At 65.8% G+C, this 8,748-nt stretch carries 9 protein-coding genes; 1 reads left to right on the top strand and 8 read right to left on the bottom strand.

The features are described from left to right. The 6 genes from C1877_RS14835 to C1877_RS14860 all read right to left on the bottom strand — a co-directional run. Positions 1-181 (bottom strand): metal-dependent transcriptional regulator (locus C1877_RS14835; protein WP_390624778.1); only part of this gene is annotated, 181 nt, incomplete at its 3' end. 100 nt (positions 182-281) lie between these two features. Continuing rightward, positions 282-2,015: an ABC transporter ATP-binding protein gene (locus C1877_RS15830; protein WP_015539334.1), complete on the bottom strand. Its 1,734-nt coding sequence runs from the start codon at positions 2,013-2,015 to the stop codon at positions 282-284. Beyond that, complete coding sequence (locus C1877_RS15835) at positions 2,012-3,898, bottom strand: ABC transporter ATP-binding protein (protein ID WP_015539335.1); 1,887 nt, start codon at positions 3,896-3,898, stop codon at positions 2,012-2,014. The genes C1877_RS15830 and C1877_RS15835 overlap by 4 nt, the downstream gene beginning before the upstream one ends. A 330-nt stretch (positions 3,899-4,228) precedes the next feature. Beyond that, the gene (locus C1877_RS14850; RefSeq protein WP_114569507.1) at positions 4,229-5,809 is read right to left on the bottom strand and encodes an ABC transporter ATP-binding protein; all 1,581 of its coding nucleotides are present in this window, start codon (positions 5,807-5,809) and stop codon (positions 4,229-4,231) included. Next, on the bottom strand, positions 5,806-6,516 hold the full coding sequence (locus C1877_RS14855; RefSeq protein ID WP_231847589.1) for an energy-coupling factor transporter transmembrane component T: 711 nt from the start codon (positions 6,514-6,516) through the stop codon (positions 5,806-5,808). Before C1877_RS14855 ends, C1877_RS14850 begins: the two co-directional genes overlap by 4 nt. Continuing rightward, positions 6,513-7,124: an MptD family putative ECF transporter S component gene (locus C1877_RS14860; RefSeq protein WP_041239187.1), complete on the bottom strand. Its 612-nt coding sequence runs from the start codon at positions 7,122-7,124 to the stop codon at positions 6,513-6,515. The genes C1877_RS14855 and C1877_RS14860 overlap by 4 nt, the downstream gene beginning before the upstream one ends. A gap of 208 nt (positions 7,125-7,332) precedes the next feature. Between C1877_RS14860 and C1877_RS14865 the strand changes: the two genes are divergently transcribed. After that, a complete protein-coding gene (locus C1877_RS14865) occupies positions 7,333-8,295 on the top strand; it encodes a helix-turn-helix transcriptional regulator (protein WP_114569508.1) in 963 nt (320 codons plus the stop codon). 32 nt (positions 8,296-8,327) lie between these two features. On the opposite strand, the gene C1877_RS14870 is transcribed toward C1877_RS14865, so the two are convergent. Together C1877_RS14870 and C1877_RS14875 are read right to left on the bottom strand one after the other, a co-directional pair. Continuing rightward, complete coding sequence (locus tag C1877_RS14870; RefSeq protein ID WP_181813867.1) at positions 8,328-8,609, bottom strand: helix-turn-helix domain-containing protein; 282 nt, start codon at positions 8,607-8,609, stop codon at positions 8,328-8,330. After that, positions 8,606-8,734, bottom strand: a complete 129-nt coding sequence (locus tag C1877_RS14875; protein ID WP_390624779.1) for an iron dependent repressor, metal binding and dimerization domain protein — start codon at positions 8,732-8,734, stop codon at positions 8,606-8,608. The genes C1877_RS14870 and C1877_RS14875 overlap by 4 nt, the downstream gene beginning before the upstream one ends. Positions 8,735-8,748: the final 14 nt, after the last annotated feature.

Raw genomic sequence — 8,748 nt, forward strand, 5'->3', positions numbered from 1 at the left:
CCACCTCGGCGAGCCCGGCGGCGGACAGGCCCGCCAGCGCCTTGGTGACGCTCGCCTTGGAGTAGCCCAGCAGGCACGCTATGTCCACGTTGCGGCAGGAGCCGCGCTCGGAGCGGATGCGCAGGATAGCCTCCAGGTAGTCCTCCGATGATTCCGTGGTTCGCATATCTCCAGCCCCCATGGTCGATCATTTGCGGCATGTTGGGACGATTCTGCGCCTTTGCCTTGATGTCCCATTAGATCCTTCGTTGGCGCACCGCAGGTACGCGCTTGCCGAAATGCTAGGCGAGCTGACGGTCGGCCGCCCACATTGCGGCGTATTTGCCGCCTCGCGCGACAAGCTCCTCATGCGTCCCCTGCTCGATCACCCGCCCGTCGCCGATGACAGCGATGCTGTCGGCGGTTCGCACGATGGGCAGCGTGTGCGCGATCATGATCACCGTCTTACGGCGCGCAAGCAGGTTACGGATTGCCCGCTTGACCGCCAGCTCGTTTTCGATGTCGAGCGACGCCGTCGCCTCGTCGAGCAGCACGATGGGGGAATCCCGCAGGATGGCGCGCGCGATGGAAAGTCGCTGCCTTTCACCGCCCGAAAGGCGCGACCCGTTCTCGCCGATGCGGCTGGCGTAGCCCTCGGGCATCTGCCCGATGAAGCCGTCGGCGTTGGCAAGCCGACACGCCTTCCTGATCTCCTCGTCGCTCGCATCGGGCTTGGCGTAGCGCACGTTCTCTGCCACCGAGTCGTCGAACAGAAAGACATCCTGGTCGACGATCGACACGTGCTCGAGCACGCGCTCGGGGGCGTACGCCGCCGAGTCGGAACCGCCGATGAGGACCGACCCCGCATCGGGCCGGTAGTACTGGGCGACGAGCGAAAGCGCAGTCGACTTTCCGCAGCCGGAATCCCCCACGAGTGCCGTGAGACTGCCGGGAGCGCACGCAAGTTCGAGGCCGCGGAACACGGGGTTGCCCGGCTCGTACGCGAAATCGACGCCGGAAAGCTCAATTCCCGCGTCTCCGACGGAAAACTCCTCGTCAACGCCCTGCTCCTCCACTTCGGCAGCGACGTCCGCGATGCGGCCCTTCGCGATGGACAGATTGCGGTAGGCGGTGAGGTCGACGAAGAGCGCCGCCGTCAGCTTGATGATGAACAGGGGCAGCATGATGATGAGCACGGCGGAAACCGCATCGAGCGTTCCGGCAAGCACCGCGTTGCAGCAGACGAGGAACAGCGCGGGCGCGCCCATTCCGACAAGGGCGAACACCACGGCTCCCGGCGGCGTCACGGCCGCCTCGTACCGGTAGCTGATGTCGGAGAATGCGCGCATGCTCTCGACGATGCGCTCGTTCGCCGTCCCGCCGATCCCGTAGGCGCGCAGCGTCTGCATGCCCGTCACGTGCTCCACGATCGCGCTCGCGTTCGAAGCCTGGATGGCGCTTTTGCGCGCGCCGAAACGCCTCACCTGGTGCCACGAGTAGGCAAGGCCCGGCACGATCAGCAGGAACATCGCGGCCACAATGGCTCCCGCAGGCGCGAAAAGCCACGTCACGAACGTGATGAGCATGACCGCCAAGGCGACGTTCTTCACGATGCTGCCGGTCTTGTGCGTGAGGATCTGCTCGTAATCGTTCACGTTCACCGTGAGCGCGTTGAGGTAGTCGCCCGAGCTGCGCTCGGTGAAGCGCGAGAGCGGGATCCGCTTGATCTTCTCGCCGAGAAAGACCCTGATGTTGCGGCTGATCTGGGCACCGCCGATCTGTCCTTGAAGATAGCCGTACCCGTACACGAGTAGGCGCACCACGAACACCGCCGCGACCGCCGCCGTCATGGCGAGCGCCGACGACATCGTGAACGACCCCTCGAAAACGCCCCGTATCACGAGGTAGATGAGAGCGAAGTTGCACCCGTCGAGCACCCCGTCCACCACCATGCAGGCAATATGGACTGAGAAGCGGCGGTTCTTCGCGAAGATGCGCGTGGGGTCCCGCCGCGCTGCCGTGTTCGATCCCGTCATCGCCGTGCTCCCTTCTCCGAATCGGCTTCGCCTTGCCCCGTTCTCGTCATCGCGCTTGCCTCCGCGACGCTCCGTCCTGCTCCTGCGCTCTTCGCACCATCGCTGCCAGGCGAGCCGTCGCTCTCCGCAACGCCCGCCCACCCGAAGCTGACGCTGCGAGCTTCGTCGTAGTCCCGCCACGCCTGCGCGTAGTAGGGGCATGCCGCAAGGACCTGCTCGTGCGCGCCGACCGCCGTCACGCGCCCGTCTTCGACGACGGCGACCCGGTCGCACCTGCGGACCACGCCGAGGCGGTGCGCGACGACGATTACCGTCTTTCCCGCGCACAGGTTTCCGATCGCCGTGTCGATCTGGAGCTGGTTCTCCGGGTCGGCGGCGCTCGTCGCCTCGTCGAGGATGAGAACGGGCGCGTCCTTCAGGATGGCGCGCGCGATGGCGATGCGCTGGCGCTGACCGCCCGACACCCGGTCGCCGAGGCTGCCCATCTCGGTGTCGTAGCCGTCAGGCAGCGTCATGATGAAGTCGTCGATGCAGGCAAGCCGTGCCGCACGGCGCACGTCCTCGATCGATGCGTCGAGCCCCATCCGGATGTTCTCGAGGATGCTGCCGCTCGTGAGGAAGGTCTTCTGGAAGACGACGGCGACATGGGCCAAGAGGTCGTCGTAGTCGATAGACCGCACGTCCTTCCCGCCGATGAGCACCTGGCCGGAATCGGGATCGTAGAAGCGGCTGACGAGCTCGACCAGCGTCGTCTTCCCCGCGCCGGACGGGCCGACGATCGCGATCCGCTCCCCTTGGGCGATGCGCAGCGACACCCCGCGCACCACCTCGCGGCCGGCGTCGTAGGAGAACCTCACGTCGCGCAGCTCGATGTCGCAACGCCTGGGGAACGGATCCCCGCCCCCGAACACCGGCATGTCAAGCAGCTCCTGGGCGCGCGCCGCGCCGCTTGCCACCTCGGCGAGCTTGGACCCCATCTCCTGCAGCAAGCGGATCTCCACGAGGTAGAGCGATCCGACGAACGCGAACAGCAGGTAGGTGCTTCCCGAAACGGCGCCCGTCGTGAACATGAGCCCGCCGAGGGGGATCATGATGAGCAGTCCGCATTCGATCACGACCAGGTACGCCGCATAGGCGGGCGCGGTCTTGCGGGAGATCTCGCACCACACGTCGAACTCGCCGTCGACGCTGTCTCGGAAGCGTTTGAAGGAGGCCGACCCCATGTTGAGCGCCTTGATGACCCGCATCCCCGAAACGTACTCGACCATGACCGAGTTCATGCGCGAAAGCGCTGCGGCGGCTCGGGGCATGACCTCGCCCATCACTTTGAAGCACGCCCCCATGAGCGCCACGGCGGCAGCGAACGGGACGAGCGTCGCGAGCGCGAGGGGCGCGTTCGTCGAGCACAGGAAGGCGAACGCCGCGACCGGTCCTGCGAGGTACATGAACGCTTCGGGGATGTTGTGGGCCAAAAACAGCTCGAGGCGCTCGACGTCGTCGAGCAGCACCGTTTTTACCTGCCCGATCGATCGCTCGCTCAGCGATCCGAGGGGCGCATGCGCCAGATGGTCGACGATGCGGCACCTCACGTCGAAAAGCGTGCGGTAGGCCCCCTTGTGCGACAGCAGGCTAGAGGCGGCGAAGCACGCGTACTGCACGACGAACCCGACCGCCACGACGGCGGCGCACTGAGCGAGCAGCCCTTCGGTCAGGGTTCCCGCATACGCCGCCTGCATGATCCGGTAAACGCCCCAATACGGTACCATGGTCATAAGGCCCGACACGGTCGCGGCGACCATCGACGCGACCAGGAACTTCCGATTGGCGCCCGCCCATGCGAGCACGAGCGAGAACGCCCCGCCCGCTTTCTTCTCCTTCGCCATGCCGCCTCCGTTTCCGCGGTGGGGAGCATGCGACGAACGGACGACCCTACCGCTTGTTTTTGAAGCAAGGATAGCTTTCTAAGCTTTGAATCAGCGTTTATGCAGCGCCCATACGTCCCCTTGGCGCATAAGCTCGTCCGATCGTCGCATCATGACGAAAGCACTCGGAACCTACCGTCCCTCTTCCCGGTCGCCTTGGCCTACCCGCGTCGGCACAGATGAGGGCGGGGTCGAAGAAGATGCCGCGGCTTCCATCGATGAGGGCAAAAACGCAGGAGGCGAGGCATGGGCTAAGACGTCCGGAGCGGACGCATCGGCATTGCCCCAGCCCTAGCCCCCAAGCCCTTCGAACTGCGTTCCGGCGAAGAGGGCGCGTCTGATGTCGTCCAAGCCGCCCGCGACGTCGTAGGTCCCCGTAACCGCGCCTCCAGAAAGCTCGACGGCGCGATCGCACGCGCAGGCGATGAATTCGAGGTCGTGCGTCACCACGAGAACGACCCGCCCTTCCGCGGCAAGCCGCCGGATGAGGCCGGCCACCCGCCGCATGCTTGCGAGATCGAGCCCGCTCGTCGGCTCGTCGAACGCGAGCACGTCCTTTCCCGCGGCGACGCACGACGCGACCGCGAGCCGCTGCTTCTGGCCGCCCGAAAGCGTCGCCGGATGGCGATCGGCGACGTCGGAGAGGCCGAGCGACGAAAGGATGCCCTCCGCGTCGACCGTCCGTGCCCGGTCCCTGCCCATGCCGAAGACGACCTCGGCCGCAGTGCTGTCGGCAAACAGCTGGTAGTTCACATCCTGGAACACCATCGACGACCGCGCGAGACGCTCCCGCTCGCCTGCCTCCTCGCCGAAGAGCCGATAATCTCCCGAGCTTTTCGCCAGACCGCAGATCGCGCGTGAAAGGGTCGACTTGCCGGCGCCGTTTCGCCCCACGAGGGCGATGACCTCGCCCGCGGAAGCCGAAAGATCCACTCCTCGCAGCACCTCTCGCTTCCGGTACCCCGCCCGCACGCCGTGCACTTCGAGGCCCGCTTCCGCCCGATAGCCTTCGCTCGCTCGCGGCTCCGCCTCCGATTGCGACGGTTCACCTGGCCGCGGCTTCGCCGCCTCACGTGCCCGAGAGCTACCCTGCCCACAAACCGGAGCCGCCGCCTCGACTTCTGCCAGACTTTGCGCGCGCAGTCCGAGCGCGCCGACCTCCTGCGCAGAAAGCGACGCGAACTCCTGTGGGGAGAACCGTCGCACGATCCGGCCGCCGTCCATGACCACGACCTCGTCGGCGATGCCCGCCAGCCACCAGAGCCGGTGCTCAGCGACGAGCACGGACGTTCCCGACGCCTTCGCCCTCGCCACGTACGAGCGCAGATCCATGATCGCCGCCATGTCGAGGTTGCTCGTCGGCTCGTCGAGCACGAGATTCGTTGGCCGAGCTGCCCAGACGCTCGCGAACGCGATCCGCTGCTTCTCGCCTCCTGAAAGCGAGAAGATGTTCCGGTCGGCGAGATGGCGAATGCCCAGATCGTCCATGGTTTCCGCCACACGCTCACGGATCTCGCCTTCCGGCGTCGAGCAGCTTTCCAACGCGAAGGCGACCTCGCCCGTCGAATCCACGTTGAAGAACTGCGTCCGCGGGTTCTGGAACACGCTCCCGACAGAGAGTGCGACCTCCCAGCTGTGCATCTGCGCGCAGTCGCACCCGTCGATCACCACGCGGCCGGAAAGCGCTCCGGGAAAGAACGTCGGCGCAAGTCCGTTGGCGAGCCGCGTCAGCGTCGTCTTGCCGCATCCCGAAGGGCCGCACACAAGCACGCACGAGCCCTGCGGTACCGCAAGGTCGATATGCGACACGCCGGCGGCCCGCTCCGGCACGGTCCGCGCGTAGGCAAACGTCACGTCTGAAAATTCGATCACGCCACGCTCCTTAGAACGATTGCCGCTGCGAGGACGGCGACGGCGACGACGGCGGCCGCCGCGTCCGCCGTCCCGAACTCGATATGCAGGTAGCAGGTTCGCGGCGCGGGGTTTTCGATCCCGCGCGCCACGCTCGCGCACGACAGCTCGTCCGCGACGTTGAGTGCGCTCATCATGAGCGGCACGTAGAGGCATTCGACCGTCAGGCCCGGCCTGCGCAGAAAGCCGCCGAGCGTCGGGCTCACCCCGCGCATGCGCATCGCGTCTTTGATGTAGCCCCAGTCCTCGCGGATGGCGGGAACGTAGCGCATCATCACCGCGAGCGGGATCGTCACCTCGCGCGGGCAGCGCATCTTCGAAAACGCGCTCATGAACTCGTTGACCTGGGTGGTCGAAACGATGATCGCCGCGAGCAGCCCGCAAGGGAACACCTTGCGGACGAGTAGGAAGAACGAGTTGAACAGCGTGCTGAAGATGCCGAGGTTCACCTGGGCGAGCGCGATGGCGATCCCCATGGTCGCACAGTAGACGGCGAACATCGCGACCGACAATCGCGCCTTGCCGCACAGCGCCCCGAAGACGACGGCAAGCACCATCATCCCCGCTTCGAACGGCAGGCCCGGGGAAAAGAACACCGCGAGCGCCCAGACGAACAGCAAGGCGAGCTTCGTTCGCGGGTCGAGGCGCATCGCCTTTCGCGCGCTCACGCCGTCATTCCCGCCTTCTCGAACTGCTTGCGCAGCATCCGCATCCCCGCGAGCGCGCTCACGAGCGCGCAGACGAGCGTGAGCACGATCATCGCAGGCAACACCCAGTCGGCGCCGGTCGCGACCATCGTGTCCATGTACGCCTGCTCGGTTCCCTTCTCGACCAAATACGTCGAATACCCCGCCGGGTCGAGCCAGAGCATGAGGTAGGAGCCCAGGGGGTTGAGCGAGAACGCAAGGAAGCTCGCGATGTTGAGCGGCTTGCTCCGAAATCCGCCCGCGCCCGCGATCAGGTCGCCCACGATGCCGAGCACGACGAGGAACACCGACCACAGCCAGTACATGCCCGTCACGAACATGACGACCGCCTCGACGATGCCGAGGATGATGAGGGGGCCGTGCTTCGGCACGCGCGCGATGAGGAGCAGGTAGGCCGGCCCCGTGAGCAGCGCCGCGCCCGCCGGCATGAGGAACGTCAGAACCGGGTTCGGCGCGAACAGCATGCTTCCCACCATCATGAACACGAAATAGAGCGCGATGCACACACCTGTGGTCACGAGGTCTTTTGCCCCGAGCCCCCGTTTCGCTTCCTGAACGCCGCTTTGCATAGGTTTCCTCCTAACGAACGAAGATGTAAGCTATCGTTAACTCTATGCAAGCGAAGGGCGGTGGACGAGGAGCACTGACCGCGATGTCCGATCGTCGCACGTTCGCGTCCGATCGTCGCATCGTCGGTCGCGCCACCCGCTCCCTCATCCGGCGAATGGCTGGTACCATGATTGTTAACTATGACTTACTAGAGGAAAGGGCAGACCCATGGGATTCGTCGGCATACACGACGCGACACTAGAGCAATCGGGATTCGCCGAAGTGACCCGCCCCGCGGGGTTCGGGCCGCTGTGGAAGTCGTACGCATCCCACAGCGGATTCGCACGCGGGTACTACCACCTCTGCGCGCCGAGCGACCGGTGGAGCATCGCCATCCACGACTTCACGCTCGAAAAGGACGCACTGCTCGAATTCAAGCTGCCGGAATACCTTTCGATCACCTGGTACGAATCGATTTCGGGGGAAGAGCTCACGCCGTACCGCAAGCTGCGCGCCAAGGCACTCTGGGGATTTTGCAGCGACCAGGGTGGCTGGCGAGGGCTCGTTCACGGGGGAGTGCCCGTCCGCGCCATCGGGATTGAGGTCACGCCCCGTATGTCGACGGAATACCTGGAAGCCGAATACGAGGGGCAGTTCGAAAACGTGCGCGACGCGTTTCTCTCTGTGAACGACATGCATGCGTCCCCGGAGATGAGAGCCCTGCTTGCAAGCCTCTATCCCCACCCGGGCGACGAGGGCAAGTCCCAGCTGTTCTACGAAGGAAAGGTGCTCGAGGCGCTCGGATTGCTCGCGGAACGTACCCGTATCTCCCGCCAGAAGCCTCGCGCGGGGCTTTCCGAAGAGGACGCTCGGAGGATCCGCTCCGTCGTCGCCTACATCGACGATCATGCCGCGCGCAATCTGCTCGTGTCCGACCTCGCCCGCGCGGCATGCATGAGCCCCACCAAGTTCAAGGAGAGCTTCCGAATCGAAACCGGGCTGACTCTCACCGCGTACGTTCAGCGCCGACGCGCGAGCATGGCGGAGTCGCTTCTGCGACAGCCCGACCTCACGATCGCGCAGGTCGCCCGGGCGGTCGGCTACACCTGTGCAGGTCGGTTCTCGAAGGTATTCCAGCGAGAAACGGGTATGCTTCCGAGCGAGTACCGCAGCGAGCTCGCCCATCGATAAGGCGGACACGTGACGTTAGACGTGTTTCAGCGTTACGCCCTGATGTCGGCAGCCTGTGCGTCCACTGCTCGCTCAAGGTCGGGAGGGCGAGAAGGGACCTGTGATGGGAGGGCGGGAAGGAACCTGCCGAGCCCCACCTCGAGCTCGGCGCACAGCCGCACGAACTCGTCGGCGCGCATGGCGCGCTCCCCGTTGAGGACGCGCCACAGGCGCTTCCCGTCGACGCCCACACGCCGGGCGAGCTCGGCGACGAGGATGCCGCGGCGCCAGCGCGCCTCCTCCATCCTCGCGGCTATGAGGTCGATGTGCCTCACGTCCTTCCCGCCGCGCTCTCGCCCAGCAGGGCGGCGAGCTTCTCGAAGGAGCCCTCCGACAGGCAGTGCTCCATGCGGCAGGCCTCCCGCGAGGCGGTCTTCCCGTCCACGCCCGCCTCGAGCAGGAGCCCCTCGAAGA

This window comes from Gordonibacter pamelaeae, assembly GCF_003340385.1.
Taxonomy (GTDB): Bacteria; Actinomycetota; Coriobacteriia; order Coriobacteriales; family Eggerthellaceae; genus Gordonibacter; species Gordonibacter pamelaeae.